We start from the raw sequence: 18,849 nt of genomic DNA on the forward strand, positions 1-18,849 counted from the left end.
AAAGCTACAGATTGAACGCATCAAGGGTTTTGCAAAAACACCACATAGCCTCGAAACCACTCGCTGTCCTTCAGATACCCCGGTGCTTGCCACTCTCCGCCCTGAATCAAGCCAATCTTGAACGGCAGCCCCAGCCGATCCATGCGTGGCAAGTACGCCGCGTAATCCGGGATGCTGTGGCGGCCTTGGTACGTCTGCACCACCACTTCATCCACCACGCCCTTGAGCTGGGCGATGGCCGCCGGGTCGGCGTTGCTGCTCCAGTCCATCAAGCCGGTGATGCTCAGGCGCAACTCGGCAGGCAAACGCTGGCGCAGGTCGCGCAGGAACTCGGCATATTCGTGCAGGTATTGGGTACGCGCATCGAAGTCGATCTGGATACCGACCACCGGGTTGCCCGCATCGCGCCAGCGTTGCACTTGCCCGAGCAGTTGTGTGTAGACCTGTTCCGGCCAGCGCAGGGTGTGGGCGCGGTAGACGATCCAGATGTCGCCCTGGGTGAGGCGTGGCACGCTGATGCCTTGGGCGATCATCTGCACGCCACGGCCCGGCGCGCGGCGGGTGGCGTTGATCTGGCCCTGGAGGATATACAGGGTCTTGGCCTGCTTGAGCACCGGTTGCGGGGTGACGCCACTCCACAGCCAGAAGGCGTCATAGTCACGGGCGTCAACGGCGCCGAAGGCCGGGCTTGCCAGTAACAGCAAGCCTAGCCACAGGTGCTTCACCAGTAGTACTGCAGGGACTTGCCCCACTGGGTGTCGGCGAAGCCGGTTTTCAACTGACGGAACCATGCCTTGCGCACGGCCGGCTCCACATCAACGCCGCCGCAACTGTTGTAGCCCGATGGCCCATAGCAGTTGATGGCGCGAAACAGCGCATAGGCGCGATCATTCTTAGGCGCCTTGGCGTTGCCGATCACCTGTTTGTAGCCGTCCAGGCGCGAGAAGGTTTCTCCCTTGAAGTCCGACGCAGTGCTGCCCAGGCTGCCGGCGGCGCGTGCCTGTTCCAGTGGCATGCCGTCCAGGCCGTTGCGCAGGATGAACTCACCCAGACAGTTCAGGCCCTGTGGATTTTTGGCATCGCCCTGCAAGGTCGCGGCGGTTTGCGCGATGCTCGGGCAGGCGTAGCCGGATTCGGCCTTGTCGCCATTCCACTGGAACAGCTTCAAGGTTTGGCCGGCGCTGTAGACGTAGCCCAGGCTGGTGCCCAGTTTGTCTTCCGAAGCCTGGGCGGGCAGTTGCTTGAGGTCCTCGGCAAAGGTCGCGAACTGGCCGCGCAGCAGGTCTTTGTAGAGCAGCACGAATTGTGCGGTCTGGCGTTCCAGCGGGTCGCTGGCCTGGGCGATCTGCTGGCGCAGCAACTCAGGACCTGCAACGTTGCGCAGCAGGATGTAGCGCACCGGCTTGGCGCTGATCGGCGAGTCGGCGGCGAATACCTTGGCCAACTGGCCGCTGCGCTCGTAGTTCATGGCCAGGGCCAATTCCAACTGGTCGCGTTGCAGCGGCAGTTTCGCCAGCGGCAGCAGTTGCAGCCAGAGCGCTTCGGCACCTTTCCAGTCTTGCTTGGCTTCCAGGGCGAGGGCGCGCAGGGTCTGCTGGCTGAAGGCGAAGTAATTCAGGCTCGACGGTACGCTTTGGGGCAATAGCTTCAAGGCAGCGTCCGGTTGATGCTCGCTGTACAGCGCATTGACCGCCAGCAGGTAGTCATGCAGTTCCGGCGCATTGGCGAATGCGGCTTTTTGCTTCTCCAGGTCGGCGCGGGAGAGGGCCGGCTGGTTGCCGCCGCGCATTACCATCAGGTCACTGACAAACTGGATCATCGGTGTGGTGACGGTCTCGCTGTTGACCATCAACAGCTTGAGGTCAGCTTCCTCCACCAATTCATCCACCGACACATTGCGCTGCGCGTCAGTGGCCTGGGTCATCGCCCAGGCGTAGGCCTCGGCGAGTTTGGTGTTGTCACCCGCCAACCAATAGACCCGGCGCAACAGGCCACGGGCGGAAGCGACGTAATCGCCCTGTGGATAAGTTTTCAAGTAGTTGAGGAAACCTTCCTCAGCCTCGCTCAGGGCAGACTTATCCACATGCTCGAGGCGCGGCATGCCGTATTCATCGAAGGCTTCAGCCTGGGCCTGGTTCAGTGAGGTACGCGCGGTCATGTACAGCGCGGTTTCCTTCAGCCACGGCACGTTGCTGCTGCTGGCGGCGGCAAACCCCCGTTCGGCGTCACTGAAGCGACCACTGTAGAAGTCGGCCGCGGCTTGCAGGTAAGTGCGCAACAGTTGGCCTTCGCTGGACTGGATCTGCTGGGCGTTCACCACTTGGCCCTCCCACGAACAGGCCGTCAGCAGCTGCAAGCGCGCCTTTACCAGCAGGTCGCGTTCGGCCGCCGGCACGTCGGCCTTGATCACCTGGCGGATAAACGCGGTGGCGCTGTCATCGTCGTTGCTGCGGCAGCGGCTGCCTTCGCCATTGAGGAATGCTTCGCCAGCGGTTTTGTACTCGTCGCGCTTGATGCCCAAGGGCTGCAGCAGTGTGTCGAGTTCAGCGGTGCGTGAGTCGTCCGGGGCGTTGTCGGGTTCTTCGTTTGTGCTGGGAATGGGGGCCAGGCGATAGACCGGGAAGGGCACCGGGCCAAAGCCCTGGGACAGGTCATCTTCGCTCAAGGCGTTGGGCGCCAACGGCGCTGACTTTTTGTCGGCCAGCAACAGGCGCAGATTGACGCGGCTGTCGTTGCCCGGGCTGAGGAAGGGCAGGTTGCTGCACGCGTCGAGGCTGTCACGTGCCACCCGCCAATCGGGGTAGCACGAGTCGTCGGAGCTGGCCTGGGCGTGTTGGGAAAGGCCTGCGAGCAGTGCCAGTGCCAGGGGTGACAGAAAACCGATGCGCATGACGTGTCCTTGATCCTGAGTCCGTGGAGGGGGGCAATAATAGCGTGTTCCTACGGTTGCTTCGGAGACGCCCTGCACAATTTGCTGATTTGTCCGATTCCAGCAGCCAGCCTGGATCTTTTGTCCTAGAGTGGCGGTGTTTACGCGTGGGCAATCAAGGCAGTGGTAGGGGAATCGAGGTGCGTCGGTCTGTGGTAGAACAAAACGAAAAGGTCGGGACGTTACCCGCACTCAACCGCCTGACGTGGGATGGCGCCGGTTGGATCAGCCGACTCTGGTGGGTGCCGATCCTGGCGCTGGCTATGATTCTGCGTTTTTACAACCTGACGGCGGCGGCGATCTGGGGCGACGAAGGCTCGAGCCTGCTGCTCAGCGAATACGCCTTGGCCGACCTGTGGTTTCACGCGGCGCACGACGTGCATCCGCCGCTGTATTTTTTCCTGCTGCGCGGCTGGATCGAGCTGTTCGGCGACAGTATCTGGTCGATACGCGGCATGAGCGCCATTCCCGGTGTGGTGGTCGTGGGCCTGGGCGTCTGGCTGACCCGGCAACTGTCCACGCGCCGGGCGGCGGTACTGGCGGGGATCCTGCTGGCGCTGTTGCCGACAGCGGTACGTTACAGCCAGGAAGTGCGCATGTATTCGCTGCTGGGCGTGTGGTTGCTGGGCGCCACGCTGGCGCTGGTGTACTGGGTGCGCCAACCCGAGCGCACGCGCTATCTGGCGGCCTATGTCGTATTGATGAGTGCCGGTTTCTATACCCATTACTTCACTGCGCTGTGCGTGCTGGTGCATTGGGCTTACCTGGGCGTGCTGGGTGGCACGGCGCCGCGAGGCCAACGCCTGATCACGCGCCCGGCCTGGTGGGTGGCGAACACAACGATTGTGCTGGTGTACCTGCCGTGGCTGCCGAACCTGCTGGACCTGGTACAGCACGTCGACCAACTCAAGGTGGGGGGCGACATCGGCTGGGAAGAACCGGTCAACCTGTTCTCCCTGCCCTCGATGATCTGGCAATTCGTGCTGCAGGATGAAGGCGTTGGCTTCTGGGCACCGCTGTTCTGGCTGTTTCCGCTGTTGCTGGTGGCTGTCGTCGTCATCACGGCCTGGCGTGATCGCGAGCGTCATCGACCGGCCCGCCTGCTGGCGCTGTTTTTCTTGCTGCCGTTGTTATTGGTCTACGGCGTGTCGTTTATTTCCCCGGTGTTTATCGAACGCTACCTGACGGTGTATGCCCTGGGCTTGCCGATCCTTTGGGCGATGGCCATCGACCGCCTGCCATCACGGTTTGCACTGCTGGGGGCGGCGTTGTTCGTCCTGTTTGTCGGCGTGGAATTGGTGGGGCTTAAGAACAATTTCACCGTGGATGAACACGACCAGTTCAACGTGCCGGTGGAGTTCGTCAACCGCAATTACCAGGAAGACGACCGCATCGTCCTCAGCGACATGATGTGGTACCTCAGCTACGTGTATTACGACCAGACCGACGCTCAACTGCAGCTCTACACCCCGCCCAAACCCGACGGCACGCCCACCCGGCCGAATGCCTACGGCTTCGGCACCCTGGTGGACCAGGACGGCGGACGCATCTACCTCGACCACCTGTCGGCACTGCCCGCCGAAACCCGCCGCGTGTGGCTGATCAGCAGCAACGAAGCCCCGGACGACTTCGCCCCGCTGCCCGAAGGCTGGCGCGAACTCAGCCGCCAGGATGGCGGCGGTGCGAGGGCGCGGTTGTTCGTGTTGTGCAACGTGCCGTCGGCGCAACCCGAGGGCTGCCGCTAGACTGGGTTAACGCTTTTCTAACAGGAGTCCGTCATGGAATCGCCCGTGCATAGCTTGCCGTCACTGTTCAAACAGCTGGGTCTGCCGGATGACCCGGTGAGTATCGAGCAGTTTGTCACGACTCATTCGCCCCTCAAGCCGGAGCTGAAACTGGCGGATGCGTTCTTTTGGACCGACAGCCAACAGGCGTTTTTGCGCGAGGAAATTCTGGAGGATGCAGATTGGGCAGAAGTGGTGGATGAGTTGAACTTGATGTTGCGGGGCGGGCGAGGGGTGCAAAAAACTTAGCAGAAAGGGCAAAAGTTGAAAAAACCGGGCTTGATGGCTTGGACCTAGTGGGCGAAATCCAGCCCCGTCTGGATGGCCAGGCCGAACACCAACCCTGAAGCCAGCACTGATCTAAATGTGGGAGGGGGCTTGCTCCCGATAGCGGTCAATCAGTCAACCTTGTATTGACTGAAACTGCGAAATCGGGAGCAAGCCTCTCCCACATTCGGTATGCGGTAAATCCTACCCCCACGCTAAAACCAGCTTTACTGACTCCCACCACCCATCCGCAAAATTGTTTCAAAACTTGACGCATTTGGATCCATCCACCATATTGATAGTTAGCAAACTAACTGTATGCGAACTATCCAGTGCCTCAATCCCTCGAACAACTCCAGATGAACCTCAGCAGCAGCATGGTGGTGGGCGCCCGTAACTGGCGCAAAATCTGCCAGACCACGCTGGTGAGCTATGGCATCTCCGAAGCTTGCGCCGTGCCGCTGTTGATGATCGGCCGCCTGGGCGACGGGGTGCACCAGGTCAAAGTGGCCCAGGCGTCGGGGATGGAAAGCCCGTCGCTGGTGCGCCTGCTCGACCGGCTGTGTTCCGACGGCTACGTGTGCCGTACCGAAGACGTTCACGACCGTCGCGCCAAGTCCCTGAGCCTCACCGAGCGCGGCCGTGAACTGGTGCGTGCAGTGGAAGTACAACTGGTGCGCCTGCGCAAGGACGTGCTGGCGGATATCGCCCCCAGCGATCTGGAAGCCGCGCTGCGTGTGCTGCGTGCTTTCGAGGCGGCGTCGCTTTGAACGGATTTTTTACCGGTTTCCCGCCCGCCCGTGATTGGTTCTACGGGGTCCGTACCTTCGCGGCCTCGATGATTGCCCTGTACATCGCCATGCTCATGCAAATGCCACGTCCGTACTGGGCGATGGCCACGGTGTATATCGTGTCCAGCCCGTTTGTCGGCCCTACCAGTTCCAAAGCGCTCTACCGTGCCATCGGCACGTTCATGGGGGCGGCGGCGGCGGTGATCTTTGTGCCGATGTTCGTGCAATCGCCCTACCTGCTGGTGGTGGTGATTGCCCTGTGGACGGGCACCTTGCTGTTCCTCTCCATGCACCTGCGCACCGCCAACAATTACGCCCTGATGCTGGCCGGCTACACCTTGCCGCTGATCGCCTTGCCGGTGGTGGATAACCCCCTGGCGGTCTGGGACGTGGCCGAAGCGCGCACTGAAGAAATCTTCCTCGGCATCGCAGTCGCAGCGGTGGTGGGCGCAATGTTCTGGCCGCGCCGGTTGATGCCGGTGTTCGATGGCTCGGTGGCCAAATGGTTTGCCGACGCGCAGGTCTACAGCCAGCGCTTCCTCACGCGCAATGTCGAGCCTGAAGAAATCAGCACACTGCGCGGCGGTATGGTCGCCACTTTCAACACCCTTGAATTGATGATCGGCCAATTGCCGCACGAAGGCGCACGGCCACAGACGGTACGCAATACCAAGGAACTGCGCGGGCGCATGATTCACCTGCTGCCGGTGATCGATGCCCTGGATGATGCGGTGTACGCCATCGAACACCGCGCACCAGAGTTTGTCGATCAGCTCGCGCCGTTGCTGGAAGCCGCCAACGCCTGGCTGGAAAGGACTACCGACACCGCGCCTCTTGAGCGCTGGCGCGTGCTGCGCGATCAGGTCGACGCCGCCCAACCCCAAGGCGAAGCGCTGGACGACCGTCACACGCTGCTGTTTTCCAACGCGCTGTACCGCCTGGGCGAATGGATCGATTTGTGGCAAGACTGCCGCAGCCTGCAAGCCGCCATCCAGTGCGAGAGCCAGGACACTTGGCGCGCCGTCTACCGCCACTGGCGCCTGGGCCGGCTCACGCCGTTCCTCGACCGTGGCCTGATGTTCTACTCGGCGTTTTCCACCGTTACCGCGATCATCGTCGCCTCGGTGCTGTGGATCCTGCTCGGTTGGACCGACGGCGGCAGCGCAGTGATCCTGGCCGCCGTCGCCTGCAGCTTTTTCGCAACGATGGACGACCCGGCGCCGCAGATCTACCGGTTCTTTTTCTGGACCGCCATGTCGGTGCTGTTCGCCAGCCTGTACCTGTTCCTGGTGCTGCCCAATCTGCATGACTTCCCGATGCTGGTGCTGGCGTTTGCCGTGCCGTTTATCTGCATCGGCACGCTCACGGTGCAGCCGCGCTTTTACCTGGGCATGCTGCTGACGCTGGTGAATACCTCGTCGTTCATCAGCATCCAGGGTGCCTACGATGCGGACTTTCTCAACTTCGCCAACGTCAACCTGGCGGGGCCGGTGGGCCTGCTGTTCGCCTTTGTGTGGACGTTGATCGCGCGGCCCTTCGGCGCTGAATTGGCGGCCAAGCGCCTGACCCGTTTCAGCTGGCGCGACATCGTCAGCCTCACCGAGCCGGCGACCCTCGCCGAACACCGGCACATGGCCGTGCAAATGCTCGACCGCCTGATGCAGCACCTGCCGCGCCTGGCCCTGATCAACCAGGACACCGGCACCGCCCTGCGCGATTTGCGCGTGGCGCTGAACCTGCTCGACCTGCTGGCCTACTCGCCGCGCATCCTCGGCGTGCCACGGGTGCTGCTCAACCAAGTGGTGGAAGGCGTGGGGGGGTACTTCAAGGCCTGCCTCAAGGCGGGTGAACGCTTGCCCGCGCCCAGCGGTCTGCTGATGACCCTGGACCGCACGCGCCGCGCCCTCAACGGCCAGGGCCTGCAAGACGAACACGACACGCGCCTGCACCTGCTGCACGCGCTGGCCGGGCTGCGCTTGTCGCTGCTGCCGGGCGTGGAATTTATTGGCGGCACCGAGATGGAAGCGCCGCTGCCTGATGGAGCGCCTTTATGATCGGTGATCTGGATATCAGCGGGGTGTTCCTGCCCACGCTGCTGGTGCTGATGGGCATTACGTATGTGTTGTTCCTGGTGGTGCACGGGTTGTTGACCCGCGTCCATTTCTATCGCCTGGTCTGGCACCGGGCATTGTTCAATGTGGGGCTCTACGCGCTGTTGCTGGGCGCGGTGGACTCACTCAGTCGATACCTGATGACATGAAAAAACCTTTTTTGACCATCGGCCGTGTAGTCCTCACGCTGTTGATCGTGACGTTTGCGGTCGTCGTAGTGTGGCGCATGGTCATGTACTACATGTTTGCCCCTTGGACCCGTGACGGCCACATCCGGGCCGACATCGTGCAGATCGCCCCGGACGTCTCCGGGCTGATCCAGCGCGTGGACGTGCGCGATAACCAGTTGGTGACCAAGGGCCAGGTGCTGTTTGCTGTCGACCAGGACCGCTTCAAGCTGGCCCTGCGCCAAGCCCAGGCCGCCGTGGCCGACCGCCAGGAAACCCTGGCCCAGGCCCAGCGCGAGTACAAGCGTAACCGTGGCCTTGGCAACCTGGTGCCCAGCGAGCAACTGGAAGAAAGCCAGTCGCGTGTCTCCCGCGCCCAGTCGGCCTTGGCCGAAGCCCAGGTGACGGTGGATTCCGCCCAGCTCAACCTCGACCGCTCGGTGATCCGCAGCCCGGTGGACGGCTACGTCAACGACCGTGCGCCGCGCGCGCAGGAGTTCGTCACCGCCGGGCGCCCGGTGCTGTCGGTGGTGGACAGCAACTCCTTCCATATCGACGGTTATTTCGAAGAGACCAAGCTCGACGGCATCCATGTCGGCATGAGCGTGGATATCCGTGTGATCGGCGACAACGCCCGTCTGCGCGGCCATGTGCAGAGCATCGTCGCCGGTATCGAAGACCGCGACCGCAGCAGCGGCTCCAACCTGTTGCCTAACGTCAACCCGGCGTTCAGTTGGGTGCGCCTGGCCCAGCGGATTCCGGTGCGCATTGCCTTTGACGATGTACCGGCGGACTTCCGCATGATCGCCGGGCGCACGGCGACGGTGTCGATCATCGGCGATAAGGTCGACAACGGAGCCAAGCCATGAAGCAGCTGCTGGCAACCGCTGCACTGGGGGTGTTGCTGTCGGCCTGCCAAGTCGTGGGGCCGGATTACACGCTGCCGGAAAAGTCCGCCATCAACCGTGGCGACCTGCAAGGGCAACTCGCGGGCGAGGGCAACAACGTGGTCTCGGCGCCGGTGCCGGCCGACTGGTGGAAGCTCTACAAGGACCCGCGCCTGGATGAGCTGGTGCGCCAGGCCATGGCCTCCAACACCGACCTGCGCGTGGCGGCCGCCAACTTGCAGCGTGCGCGCTATCAAACCCAGCAAGCCGAATCCGCCGGCGGCTGGAGCGTCGGCGCCAAGGCCGAAGCTCAGCGCCTGCAAGAGTCCGGTGAGGCCTTTTTGCTGTCGGAAAAAGTACCGGTGGGCAATATCGGCAGCGTCGGCATCACCACCTCTTACCAGTTCGATTTGTTCGGCACCCTGCAGCGCGGAATCGAAAGCGCCCAGGCCAGTGCGGACGCCGCGCAAGCCGCCGCCGATATCGCGCGCATCACCCTGGTAGCGGACGTAGTGCGCTCCTACACCCAGGTCTGTGCGGCCAATGAAGAGCTGGCGATTGCCAACGAGTCCCTCGACCTGCAGGCCCAGAGCACGAAGCTGACCCAGCGCCTACGCGACGCCGGGCGCGGTGATGAAACCCAAGTGACGCGCTCGCAGACCCAATACAAATCGTTGCGCGCCGACATGCCGCGCTACCAGGCGCTGCGCCAGGCCGGCTTGTTCCGCCTGTCGATGCTGCTCGCCAAGCCGCTGGACCAACTGCCGGCGGGCACCGGCACTTGCGCCGAATTACCGCACATCGCCCAATTGTTGCCGGTGGGCGACGGCGCGACGTTGCTCAAGCGCCGTCCCGATGTGCGTCAGGCCGAACGGCAACTGGCCGCTGCCACTGCGCGTATTGGCGTGGCCACGGGGGCGCTTTACCCGGATATCAGTATTGGTGCCACTGTGGGCACCGTCGGTCTGCTCGATAACCTCGGCACACCGGCCACCAATCGCTGGGGCTTTGGCCCGATGATCAGTTGGACAGTGCCGACCAACGGCGCACGCGCCCGTATCCACGAAGCTGAAGCCGCCACCCAGGGCGCCCTCGCGCACTTTGACGGCGTGGTGCTCAACGCCATCCGCGAAACCCAGACCGGCCTTGCGCAATACACCGCGCAGTTGCAACGCCGCGACGCCCTGGCCGAAGCGGGCGAGTCGGCCAAGGAAGCGGCGGGGCAGACCCATCGCTTTTTCCAGGCGGGTCGCGCGTCTTTCCTGGCCGACCTGCAAGCCACCCGCACCTACACCGATGTGCGCGCGCAACTGGCGGCGGCCAACACCCAGGTCGCCATGAGCCAGATCGATCTGTTCCTGGCCCTGGGCGGTGGCTGGGAAAGCGGACGAACGCAAGCGTCACAGCCCGGCAAACCCTGAGCGAATAGCTATGCTTTGACAGGCGGATCGTCGTGACGATTCGCCTGACACTGCTCGCGTTTGCTCATGGGGATTCCAATAATGAAAAACCCTTATGCTCCCGCTTTCTGGTGCGTGTGTTTCGCACTGGTATTGTTATCGGCGACTTACTTCTACGGCGTCATGCTGGCTCATCAACTCGACAAGGCGATGGTATTTCTCGACAGCGCCTGCCTGGTGATCGGCACCCTGTCCATCGGCGTCGTGGCCTGGGCCTCCTACCAAAATCAACGGGTGAAGAAAAAACTCCTCGAACAAGGCAAGACCCGCGTAGCCATCTGGGATACCAAGGTTGCGCTGCGTCGGGTCGAAACCGTGTTCGACCGCTATTTCTGGGGCAGCTATTGGCAGCCGGGGCGCACGTTCCAGGAAGTCATGGGCGACCTCACCGGCACGCCCCTGGAAAAAAGCCTCGAAGTCCTGAAAAAACAGTGTGTGGCGCTTGATCAGCAGGTTGCTGACGGCAGGCACTGGCTGAATAACGCGCGGGAATTGTCCGACGTGGCCACCCAGATGGCCCGCGAGCGCTACCAGCTCGACTTCTGCGACCCCAAGGCCGACACCCCCGGTAATGCCGTGATACACCGCGAGTTTGAGGTGTTGGTGTACACCTGGACGGCGCGCTTGAAGAGTTTCGACCACCAACTGGATGAAATTGAGCTGGAGTACTCCTGAACTCCTGTTGAACTGATCCCTCTGAAAGGCTGGGCCGTTTGTGGCCGCCAGTGCTAATCTTCCCCCGTTTTCGGCGGGCTTGAGCCAATCCCCTTGGGGTTCAAGGAAGACAGCCCACTTCTCACAGGATTTGATCAGGTCACTTCATGAATAAGCCAGCAGTCGTTCTTTTGGGTTTTGTTGTCGCCGTCGGCGTCGTCAGTGCGGGCGGTGCCTGGTACACCGGTAAGCAACTGGAGCCGGTGTTGCAAACGGCGGTTCAGGACGCCAACAAGGAACTGCAACGTTCCATGGCCGGCATCGACGGCACCGTTGCACTGGAGCTGGTGTCCCTGGACCGTGGCCTGTTCAGCAGTACCGCGCATTACCGCCTCAAAGGCCAGGGCTCGTTCTTCGGCGAGCAGAACCCGAACCCCGAGCTGCTGATTGTCGACCATATCGAACACGGCCCGCTGCCATTCTCGCGCCTGGTGTCGCTGAAATGGCTGCCGGTCATGGCCACCAGTCACTACGAACTGGAAAAGAACGCCACCACCGAGAAATGGTTCGCCGCCGCCAAAGACCTGTCGCCGCTCAAAGGCGTGGCCAATATCGGCTACAGCCGTTCGGTGAACGGCAATCTCGAACTGCTGCCGCTGGAGTTCAAGGACGCGACGGGCTCGGTCAACTTCTCCGGCCTGAACCTGGATTTTGACAGCACCGCCGAAGGCAAGAAGGTCAAGGTTGACGGCTACATGAACAGCCTCAAGCTGGCCGTGATCGACGCCAATGGCGCGCCGTTCGACGCTGAACTCGCTGGCCTGACCGTGGCCAGCAACCTGGAGAAATCCACTTTCGGCTTCTACACCGGGCAGAACACTGTAGAGCTGAGCGACGCCAAGCTCACCTTCGGCCCGCAGAAAGCCGTGCTGACCCTCAAGGGCTTCGAGCAAAAAGACGCCAGTGAAGTCAAAGACAACACCATGTCCGGCCGCGTTGACTACAAGATTGACGAGATCGGCTACCAGGGCAAACCGGTCGGTTCCGCCGCCATGGCCCTGAGCTTGAAGAACATCGATGTCCCCTCGGGCCTGGTGCTGACCAAGCTGTACCAGGACAAGATGCAGCCGGTGCAAGCCGCTGCCGCCGCCGGCCAACCGGTGCCGGAGCTGCAGCTGACCGAAGCCGAGCAAGCGCTGGCCCAAGCCAACGTCAACCAGTTGCTGGCCGCCAAGCCGCACCTGGCGCTGGAAAACCTGTCGCTGAAAACCACCCACGGTGAAAGCAAGTTCAACCTGGTGCTGGACCTGGCCAAGCCGACCACCCTGGAGCTGCCGCCGGTTGAACTGGGCAAGCAAATGGTCTCGCTGCTGGACGCCAACCTGACCCTGTCCAAGCCGATGATCGCTGACGTTGCCGCGCTGCAAGCACAGGTCGGCGGTGTGACCGACCCTAAAGCCATCGAGCAGCAATCCCAGATGGCCAGCGAAATGGTCAGCGGCATGGCTGTCGGAACGCAGCTGGCGACCCTGGTGGGCAGCGACGTGGTCTCCAAGCTGCATTACGCCAACAATGAAGTGACCTTCAATGGCCAGAAGATGACCGTTGAGCAATTCATTGGCTTCGTGATGTCCAAAGTCGGTGCGGTTGGCGGCGCGCAGTAAAGATTTCGCCATCGCCCAGAAATAAATAATGGGGGAGCGGGATTGCCCGCGATACGGGTCAAACTGTCGGCGCTCCCGCCGGAGTGTGACCCGTTATCGCAGGCAAGCCCGCTCCCCCATTCGTATTTCAGATTTGTCGCGCAATTCTGAACAATTGTGCTGATTTGTGCATTTCGATACAGGCGTCGGGGATAGTTCATACAGGAAAGCTAGGTCGGGTCACGAGACGCCGACGCCCTGATGCAAATCGCTCAGGACCACCTATCGTTACAGCTTTCCGTGTGTAAGGAAGCTCACGATATGCTGCGAAACATTCCACTCAGTGCCTCAGGCCGGTTACGGCTGCTCATCGGGGTAACCTTGTGCAGCCAGTTGCTGATGCCCACCTTTGCCATGGCCGACCCGGCCTATGACGCCCTGATCATCCAGGCGCGCAACGGCAACTTCACCCCCGCCCTGACTCAATTGCGCCAATTGCCTGCCGAGCGCCAGACGCCAGGCCAGATCAGCGATCACCTGGTGATCGCTGGTTGGGCCGGCCAGGATGCCGAAGTGCTGAAGGTGTACGAGGCGCAGGGTCAGAACCGCAACTTGACCGCCCAGGCGCTGGCCACGGTTGCGCGTACCTATCGCAACCAGAAGCAGTGGGCGCAGGCCGAGGCGGTCTATCGCAAGGCGCTGCTGCGTGAACCGAATAATGTCGACCTGCAATTGGGCCTGGCCCTTACCCAGGCTGACGGTGGTAAGGCCAGCGAAGCGGTGCAGCGCACCCGCGCCTTGGTGGCCGCCAAGCCCGATGACCCCAACCGGCGCATGGCGCTGGGCTACGCGCTGACTCGCGCGGGCTTGCAGTTCGATGCGCTGCATGAGTTCGACCAAGCGTTTATCCGCGCCGGCGACAAACCGGAAGTGGCCCGCGAATACATCGTCGCCCTGCAAAAGGCGCGTTTACCGGAGCCTGCATTGCGCCTGTCGGCCCAGCGTCCGGGGCTTGTTGACCCCGTCACTCAGCGTCGCCTGGAAGGTGACCTGGCGGCCGAGCGCGTGCGCATGGCCGAGTTCGCCACGCGCTCCGAGAAAGAACGCTATGTCATCGCTGATCGTGCCTTGCAGGGCTACGACCAACTCCTCGCCCGCTGGACCCCGGACGCTACGGCCCATGACGACGTGCTGACCTGGCGCATCGACCGCCTGGGCGCGCTCAAGGCACGGGCACGCACCGCTGACGTGATTCGCGAGTACGAAACCCTCAAGGCCGAGGGTGTGCAATTGCCCACCTACGCTGTGCGTTGGGTGGCGGCATCCTATCTCGACCAGCGTCAGCCGGAAAAAGCCGAACCGTTGTACCGCCAGGCGTTGAGCGCCCCCGACGCCGAGCCCGATGATCGGGTCGAAGACACCACGGCGTTGTTCTACGCCTTGCAGGAAAGCGATAAAGCCGACGACGCCCGCGAAGTCGCCAACAACCTCGCCAAGAGCCAAAGCCCTCGGGTCGAACTCAAGGGCTTGCCTGTCGGCAACCCCAGCGATGCGTGGATGGATGCGCAACAACTGTCAGCCCAGGCCGGCGTTTTCGGCGGGGACCTGCCAGGCAGCGAGGCCGGCCTGGAAGCGCTGGTGGCAAAAGCCCCGGGCAATGTCGGCTTGCGCCTGGCCCAGGCCGACATGTACCGCGCCCGTGATTGGCCACGGCGCGCCGAAGGCCTTCTCAAGGAAACCGAAGCCCAGGCCCCGCGCGACATTGGCCTGGAAGTGAGCCAGGCCTACACCGCCATGGACTTGCAGGAGTGGCGCCAACTCGATGTGCTGACCGATGACGTGGTCGCGCGCAACCCGGACAACCGCCAGGTGCAGCGCCTCAGTCGCCTGCGCGATGTGCATGACATGGCCGAGCTACGGGTCGAGGCCTACACCGGTAAAAGCTTCGGCGGTGGCAACGACGGCGATGCGGGTGCCGTTTCCGGCAGCCGTGACTGGGGTATCGAAAGCCGCCTCTACACGCCGCCCATCGACGAAGACTGGCGCCTGTTCGCCGGTGCCGGCTATGCCCGCGCCGATTTCGAAGAGGGCACCGGCCAGCATCGTTGGCAGGTGGTCGGCGTAGAGCGGCGCACCCGCGACATGACCATTGAAGCCGAGGTGTCCAACCACTCCTACGGTGATGGCTCAAAACAAGGCGCTGCCGTGTCGATTGCCCGCGACATCAACGACAACTGGCAATACGGCGGCAGCCTTGGCTACCTCCTGTCCACCACCCCGCTGCGGGCGTTGAATGACGGCGTCACGGCCAACGGCGGCAGCGGTTTCATCCGCTGGCGTGCCAACGAAAGCCGCGAATGGAAACTGACCCTCAGCCCGTCCCATTTCAGCGATGGCAACGACCGTTTCGAAGCCTTGCTCAGCGGCCGTGAAGGCCTCTACAGCTCGTCGAAAGTGCAAGTGGACCTGGGCCTGGAAGTCGGCGCCAGCCGCAACAGCAAGGAAGACACGGTGTACTTCAACCCGAAGTCGGACTTCACCGTGTTGCCTGTCCTCAACATCAACCATGTGCTCTATCACCGCTACGAGACCCAGTGGAGTCAGCAGTTCCAGGTCGGTGCGGGTACGTATAGCCAGCGGGATTATTCCACCGGTGGCATCGGTCTGGTGGGCTACGGCCAACGCTTTCGCTGGAACGATGTCCTGGAAGCCGGCGCCAACCTGAGCCTGATCAGCCGACCTTATGACGGTGATCGCGAACGCGATCTGCGTCTGCTCGTCGACCTCACTTACCGTTTCTAGAAGAGCCTGACCATGACCGTCCTCAGCCGTTGCCTGTTGATCCTGGGCGTAATGCTGGCCAGTGCCTGCGCCCAGCAACCCGCACCCTTTACTCCACCCGCCGAGCGGCCGACCCCGGCCAACGAAGCGCCGTGGCCGAAAAACCATTTCCTGGGCATTGCCTACCACGACGTCGAGGATCGCGACCCCGATCAGGCGGTGGTGGCGGTGCGTACCGAACGTTTGATCGAACAGCTGGCCTGGCTGCGCGAGAACGGCTACCAGGCGGTCAGCGTCGACCAGATCCTGGCAGCCCGCAACGGTGGGCGGCCGCTGCCACCCAAAGCCATCATGCTCAGCTTCGATGACGGTTATTCCAGCTTCTACACACGGGTGATGCCGATCCTGCGCGCCTATCACTGGCCGGCGTTGTTGGCGCCGGTGGGCTACTGGATCGATACGCCGATGGACAAACCGGTGGACTTTGCCGGCCAACCACGGCCGCGTGGAGAGTTTCTTACCTGGCAGCAGATCCGCGAAGTGTCCCAGTCGGGCCTGGTGGAAATTGCGGCGCACACCGATGCCAGCCACACCGGCATCCTCGCCAACCCCCAGGGCAACTTGGAGCCGGCGGCAACCTCGCTGCGCTTTGATCCGGCCACGGGCCGTTATGAAAGCCAAGCGCAGTTCGATGCGCGCATGCGTGCCGATGTGGTGGCAATCTCCAACAAGATCCAAAAGGTCACGGGCAAGAAACCACGGGTGTGGGTATGGCCCTACGGTGCAGCCAAGGGCACTTCGCTGGCGATCGTTGGCGAGCAGGGCTATCAAATGGCCCTGACCCTGGAAGATGGCCTCGACAGCTCCAGTGACCTGATGAACAGCCCGCGCTTCCTGGTCGCCTCTGACCCGGACGGCGAGCACTTCGCCAACAGCATCGTCGCGGCGCAAGCCAAGGCACCGCTGCGCGTGCTGCATGTGGACCTGGACAACGTCTACGACCCGGACCCGGCCCAGCAAGCGCGCAACCTCGACCAACTGGTACAGAGGGTCGTGGACATGGGCGCGGGCACCGTGTTCCTGCAAGCCTTCGCCGACCCCAAGGGTGACGGCCTGGTGCATGAGCTGTACTTCCCCAACCGTCACTTGCCGGTACGTGCGGACTTGTTCAACCGCGTCTCCTGGCAATTGCACACCCGTGCCCATGCCGCGGTGTATGCCTGGATGCCGGTGCTCAGTTTCGCCCTCGACCCCAAGCTGCCGCGCGTGACGCGCTGGGACCCGAAAACCGGCCAGGTCGGCCTCGACCCCGACCAATACAAACGCCTGTCGCCGTTTGACCCGCAGGTGCGCAAGATCATTGGTGAGATCTATGAAGACCTGGCGCGCAACAACGCCATCGACGGTGTGCTGTACCACGACGATGCGGTGCTCAACGACTTCGAAGACGCCAGCCCGGCCGCGCTCAAGGCATATGCCGCCAACGGCCTGCCGAATACGATCGAGGCCCTGCGTGCCGACCCGGCCGTGATGCAACGCTGGACGCGCTTCAAGAGCCGCTACCTGATCGACTTCACCAACGAGCTGACCGCCAAGGTCCGCGCCATCGGTGGGCCGCAGGTGCAGACCGCGCGCAATATCTTCGCCGAGCCGATGCTCAATCCCGGCAGCGAAGCCTGGTTCGCGCAGAACCTTGATGACTTCCTCCAAACCTACGACTGGACTGCGCCCATGGCCATGCCGTTGATGGAAGGCCAAGAGTACAAGACCTCCAACGCCTGGCTGGAGAAGCTGGTGGCGACGGTCAAGGCGCGTCCTGGCGCGATGGAGCGCACGGTATTCGAACTGCAAGCCAAAGACTGGCGCACCAAGGCCGCGCCGGATATTGACGCTAAGCAGATGGCTGAATGGATGGGTGTACTCAAGCGCCAGGGTGTCACGAGTTTCGGTTACTACCCGGACAACTTCCTGGAAAACTCCCCGGACCTGAAGACTGTGCGTCCGGCCCTTTCCAACCAATGGAACCCTTGACCATGTTCGACAGACTCCTGGCTTTATTCGTGCTGGCATTGGTATTGGGCGTGCCCCTGGGCCTGATCTTCCTGGTCACCGGGCAGTTCCTGATGGACTTTGTGTTTTTCTACCCGCTGTTCATGTCGGCGTTGTGGATCGCAGGCGGCGTTTACTTCTGGCTGCACTGGGAGCGCCACTGGCCCTGGGAAGAAGACACCCCGGCACCCACGCTGGCCGGCAACCCGCTGATCTCGATCATCATCCCTTGCTACAACGAAGGGGATAACGCCGCCGACACCATCCATGCGGCGCTGGGCCAGCTGTACCCGAACATCGAAGTGATCGCGGTGAACGACGGCTCCAAGGACAACACCGCCGCCGTGCTCGACGCACTGGCACTGCAGCACCCGCGCCTGCGCGTGCTGCACCTGGCGCAGAACCAAGGCAAGGCGGTGGCCTTGCGCATGGGGGCCGTGGCCGCACGCAGCGAATACCTGGTGTGCATCGACGGCGATGCGTTGCTGGATAAAAACGCGGCGGCCTACCTGGTTGCGCCGATGCTCGATAACCCGCGCCTGGGCGCCGTGACCGGCAACCCACGGATCCGCACACGCTCGACCTTGATCGGCCGGGTGCAAGTGGGTGAGTTCTCTTCGATCATCGGCTTGATCAAGCGGACACAACGGGTGTTTGGCCGGATCTTCACGGTGTCGGGTGTGGTGGTAGCGTTCCGTAAAAAGGCGCTCGACCGTATCGACTACTGGAGCACCGACATGATCACCGAGGACATCGATGTCAGTTGGAAGCTGCAGCTTGATCACTGGAGCATCTTCTACGAGCCGCGTGCCCTGTGCTGGATCCTGATGCCCGAAACCGTCGGCGGCCTGTGGAAACAGCGCCTGCGTTGGGCCCAGGGCGGTGCCGAAGTGCTGTTCAAGAATATCCGTGGCATCTGGCAATGGCGTCACCGCTACCTGTGGCCGCTGCTGTTCGAATACTGCCTGTCCACCGGTTGGGCGTTCACGTTCCTGCTGTCGGTGATTTTCTGGGGGGTGGGCAAGTTCATTCCGCTGCCCCAGGCCATTGCCGTGGACTCCCTGATGCCGCCGGCGTTTACCGGGCTGGTACTGGCGATGGTGTGCCTGTTGCAGTTTGCGGTGAGCATCCTGATCGACCGCCGCTACGAGAAAGACCTGTGGAAAACCCTGTTCTGGACCGTGTGGTACCCGATGGTGTTCTGGCTGGTCAGTTTGTTCACCACCCTGGTCAGCTTTCCCAAGGTGCTGTTCAACCAGCACCAGAAGCGTGCGCGCTGGGTCAGCCCCGATCGCGGCATCAAACCCACTGAAGAGGAGGCGTGAT

At 62.4% G+C, this 18,849-nt stretch carries 14 protein-coding genes; 12 read left to right on the plus strand and 2 right to left on the minus strand.

The annotated features are described in order from the left end of the window. Positions 1-20: 20 nt before the first annotated feature. Together QCBJ_RS00090 and QCBJ_RS00095 are read right to left on the minus strand one after the other, a co-directional pair. Entirely contained in the window at positions 21-725 is a 705-nt protein-coding gene (locus tag QCBJ_RS00090; protein ID WP_012721571.1) for a DUF3142 domain-containing protein, read from the minus strand. Beyond that, a complete protein-coding gene (locus QCBJ_RS00095) occupies positions 722-2,890 on the minus strand; it encodes an outer membrane assembly lipoprotein YfiO (protein WP_102059873.1) in 2,169 nt (722 codons plus the stop codon). The genes QCBJ_RS00090 and QCBJ_RS00095 overlap by 4 nt, the downstream gene beginning before the upstream one ends. 179 nt (positions 2,891-3,069) lie before the next feature. Between QCBJ_RS00095 and QCBJ_RS00100 the strand changes: the two genes are divergently transcribed. The 12 genes from QCBJ_RS00100 to pgaC all read left to right on the plus strand — a co-directional run bounded on the left by QCBJ_RS00100 (position 3,070) and on the right by pgaC (position 18,848). After that, positions 3,070-4,674 (plus strand): glycosyltransferase family 39 protein, encoded by a 1,605-nt coding sequence (locus QCBJ_RS00100; RefSeq protein ID WP_102059874.1) that lies wholly within the window; start codon positions 3,070-3,072, stop codon positions 4,672-4,674. 33 nt (positions 4,675-4,707) lie between these two features. Further along, entirely contained in the window at positions 4,708-4,962 is a 255-nt protein-coding gene (locus tag QCBJ_RS00105) for a DUF2789 domain-containing protein (RefSeq protein WP_046034555.1), read from the plus strand. Positions 4,963-5,339: 377 nt separating this feature from the next. After that, on the plus strand, positions 5,340-5,750 hold the full coding sequence (locus QCBJ_RS00110; protein ID WP_102059875.1) for a MarR family winged helix-turn-helix transcriptional regulator: 411 nt from the start codon (positions 5,340-5,342) through the stop codon (positions 5,748-5,750). Beyond that, a complete protein-coding gene (locus QCBJ_RS00115) occupies positions 5,747-7,825 on the plus strand; it encodes an FUSC family protein (protein ID WP_046034556.1) in 2,079 nt (692 codons plus the stop codon). Before QCBJ_RS00110 ends, QCBJ_RS00115 begins: the two co-directional genes overlap by 4 nt. Continuing rightward, the gene (locus tag QCBJ_RS00120; protein WP_012721577.1) at positions 7,822-8,031 is read left to right on the plus strand and encodes a DUF1656 domain-containing protein; all 210 of its coding nucleotides are present in this window, start codon (positions 7,822-7,824) and stop codon (positions 8,029-8,031) included. The genes QCBJ_RS00115 and QCBJ_RS00120 overlap by 4 nt, the downstream gene beginning before the upstream one ends. Then, positions 8,028-8,918: an efflux RND transporter periplasmic adaptor subunit gene (locus QCBJ_RS00125; protein WP_102059876.1), complete on the plus strand. Its 891-nt coding sequence runs from the start codon at positions 8,028-8,030 to the stop codon at positions 8,916-8,918. Before QCBJ_RS00120 ends, QCBJ_RS00125 begins: the two co-directional genes overlap by 4 nt. After that, positions 8,915-10,357: an efflux transporter outer membrane subunit gene (locus QCBJ_RS00130; protein WP_102059877.1), complete on the plus strand. Its 1,443-nt coding sequence runs from the start codon at positions 8,915-8,917 to the stop codon at positions 10,355-10,357. The genes QCBJ_RS00125 and QCBJ_RS00130 overlap by 4 nt, the downstream gene beginning before the upstream one ends. 81 nt (positions 10,358-10,438) lie before the next feature. After that, on the plus strand, positions 10,439-11,071 hold the full coding sequence (locus QCBJ_RS00135) for a hypothetical protein (protein ID WP_028615228.1): 633 nt from the start codon (positions 10,439-10,441) through the stop codon (positions 11,069-11,071). 146 nt (positions 11,072-11,217) lie between these two features. After that, positions 11,218-12,714 carry a YdgA family protein gene (locus QCBJ_RS00140; RefSeq protein WP_102059878.1) on the plus strand — a complete coding sequence of 499 codons (1,497 nt, stop codon included), beginning with the start codon at positions 11,218-11,220 and terminating at the stop codon, positions 12,712-12,714. A gap of 300 nt (positions 12,715-13,014) precedes the next feature. Beyond that, positions 13,015-15,495 carry a poly-beta-1,6 N-acetyl-D-glucosamine export porin PgaA gene (pgaA, locus tag QCBJ_RS00145; RefSeq protein ID WP_102059879.1) on the plus strand — a complete coding sequence of 827 codons (2,481 nt, stop codon included), beginning with the start codon at positions 13,015-13,017 and terminating at the stop codon, positions 15,493-15,495. A gap of 12 nt (positions 15,496-15,507) precedes the next feature. Next, entirely contained in the window at positions 15,508-17,505 is a 1,998-nt protein-coding gene (gene pgaB / locus QCBJ_RS00150; protein WP_012721583.1) for a poly-beta-1,6-N-acetyl-D-glucosamine N-deacetylase PgaB, read from the plus strand. 2 nt (positions 17,506-17,507) lie between these two features. After that, complete coding sequence (gene pgaC, locus QCBJ_RS00155; RefSeq protein WP_102059880.1) at positions 17,508-18,848, plus strand: poly-beta-1,6-N-acetyl-D-glucosamine synthase; 1,341 nt, start codon at positions 17,508-17,510, stop codon at positions 18,846-18,848. Position 18,849 lies beyond the last annotated feature (1 nt).

Origin of the sequence: Pseudomonas sp. QC2 (genome assembly GCF_002859085.1) — a bacterium.
Lineage (GTDB): Bacteria > Pseudomonadota > Gammaproteobacteria > Pseudomonadales > Pseudomonadaceae > Aquipseudomonas > Aquipseudomonas petroselini.